1 protein-coding gene is annotated in these 2,625 nt (G+C 73.1%); it reads right to left on the reverse strand.

All coding sequences use genetic code 11. The features are described 5' to 3' along the window. Nucleotides 1–134 precede the first annotated feature (134 nt). Nucleotides 135–2,625, reverse strand: a 2,491-nt coding sequence (locus FNQ90_RS19190) for a serine hydrolase (RefSeq protein ID WP_182607507.1), incomplete at its 5' end; no start/stop codon positions are given.

Here is a 2,625-nt window from a genome sequence, read left to right on the forward strand (position 1 = left end):
AGGATCACGGTCGAGACCACGAGGAGCGGGAGGGCGAGGGAGGCCTGCCGGGCGGCGCTCACGGGCAGCAGCGCGAAGGCCGAGGCGTAGCCGATCGCCTCCACCCGGTCGTCGCGGACCCGCACGGCAGGGGTTCAGTAGGTGACGTCGGGGGAGAGCAGTCCGAAGACGGCGGCGAAGTACGCCACGCCCACGAACCCGAGGAGGACGAGCGCGCCGGCGACGTACCGGCCCGGCCCGGCCCGGTGGCGGATGTCCCCGACCAGGACGAGAGCGGCGGGGATCAGCCCGAGCACCCCGAGCCACTGCGCGCCCACCAGCGCGCGGAGCAGGAGCGAGGGGACCGGTTCCAGTTCCATGATCCGGGTGAGGACCAGGGCCCATCCCGCCAGGGCGGTGAGCGCGACCACGGCGCCGGTGGTCCTCAGTGCGCGGGGCAGGCGCGCGGTGCGGGTCGGCGCGGGCAGGGAGAAGCGGCGGCGGACCAGGGCGCCGGCCGGCCGGGCCAGGGAGGCGCCCAGCAGGATCACGGTCGAGACCACGAGGAGCGGGAGGGCGAGGGAGGCCTGCCGGGCGGCGCTCACGGGCAGCAGCGCGAAGGCCGAGGCGTAGCCGATCGCCTCCACCCGGTCGTCGCGGACCCGCACGGTCAGCAGGCGCTGCCCGCCGACCTCGCGCCACACCCCGGGCTCGATCTCCTCGTAGGCGGTGGGCTCCAGGGTCTCCGGACCGGGTGTGACCAGGATGGTGCCGTCCTCCCGGGCGACGATCCGGGTCTGGCCGCCGAGGACGCCGACGACGGACATGAAGGTGCTGTGCATCGAACGGGAGTTCTCGTAGACGCCCTCGAGGAGGGCCGCGTGCTCGGCGGCCGTCGCCTCCACGCCCGGGCTGCCGGGGTCACCGGGGAAGTAGCGGTCGGTGAAGCCGTGCAGGATCGCCTCGCGCAGGCGCAGGCTGTCGATGTCCCCGCGCCCGCCGCCGTTGAGGGCCACGAAGACGCCGGTGCCCGAGTCGGGGTGGAGTTGCAGGTGTGAGTGGAAGAGCGTGGTGTCGCCACCGTGGCCGATGACGCGCCGGCCGTTGCGGTCCTCCTCGAAGAACCCGAGGGTCATGCGCGGTCCCTCGGCGAGGGTGCCGAGGGAGGCGGCGTCCAACCCCGGCGCGTGCATGAGTTCCAGGCTCTCGGGGGTGAGCAGGGCCGGCCCGTCACCGGCTTCCCCCAGGTGGGCGAGCATGAAGCGCGTCATGTCGGTCGCCGAGGAGGTCAGTGAGCCGGCCGGGGGGCCGGTGACGATCTCGAAGGGGCCGGCGGGGCCGGTGGTGGAGGCATAGCCGCTCGCCATACGGTCGCGGAGGTCCTCGGGCAGGGGTTGGGCGAACTCGGAGGAGTCCATGCCCAGCGGTTCGAGGATGTTCTCCCGCACGTACTCCTCGAAGGGGACCCCACCGACCCGCTCGACGACGTACCCGGCCAGCGCGGCGCCGTAGTTGGAGTAGGCGGGGACCGTGCCCGGCCGGTAGACCTGCTCCGGCGGGTCCTCGACCAGATGGGCGCGCAGGTCGACCCCGGATCCCTCGGGGGCGATCAGATCCGCTATCCGCTCCTCGAAGCCGGGGGTGTGGGTCAGCAGATGGCGCATGGTCAGGTCGTCGTCGAAGGAGGTGGGGACCGTGAAGTCGAGGTACTCGTGCACGTCGGCGTCGAGGTCGATGTCGCCGCTCTCCACGAGCCGCATCACGGCGGTGGCGGTGAAGAGTTTGGAGACCGAGCCCACCCGGAAGAGGGTCCGCTCCGGGTCCACCGGGAGTGGTTCTCCACCGTCCGCGCCGGTGTCGGCGTGGCCGTAACCGCGTGCGGTGAGCACCTCTCCGTCGTGGACCACCGAGATCGCCGCGCCGGGGATGCCGGTGCTCTCCAGTGCGGCCGGGACCAGGCCGTCCAGCCAGGTGTCCAGGTCCTCGGCGGTGAGGTCGGCGTTGATCATCGAGCCCGCACGCATTCCGGCCGCGGCCGATCCGATGACCTGCTCGGTGAGAACGCCGACGTTGCCCGCCACCCACACCCCCGGCGCCTCGGTGGCCCCGGTCGGATCGGCGGTGATGTGGCTGCCGATGACGTGGCCCCCCATCTCCTGATCCACCGGGGTGATCCCGAGGTCGGCGAGCAGGCCGCTGCGGGCGGTGAACCGGGGCGCGACGACCACCGCCTCGCGGTCGATGACCCGGCCGTCCTCCAGGACGACGCCCCGCAGCCGGTCGTTGCGGATCAGCAGCTCGGCCACCCGGCCGTCGACCACGGCGACGCCCCGGGCGGCGAGCTGCTCGTACTCCTCCTCGTCGGGCTCGGTGCCGGTGTGCAGGAAGAGGGTGACGTCCTGGCTCCACTGCCGCCACATCAGCGCCTGGTGGACTCCCATCGGGCCGGTGGACAGGATGCCGATGGCCCGGTCGCGCACCTCCCAGCCGTGGCAGTAGGGGCAGTGCAGCACCTCGTGGCCCCAGCGTTCGGCCACTCCGGGCACATCGGGCAGTTCGTCGATCAGGCCGGTGGTGATCAGGAGCCGGTCGGCGGTCACGGTGGTGCCGTCGCCCAGGGTCACCCGGAAGCGGGGGCCGGGCGCT

This window comes from Streptomyces alkaliphilus, assembly GCF_014141535.1.
Lineage (GTDB): Bacteria > Actinomycetota > Actinomycetes > Streptomycetales > Streptomycetaceae > Streptomyces > Streptomyces alkaliphilus.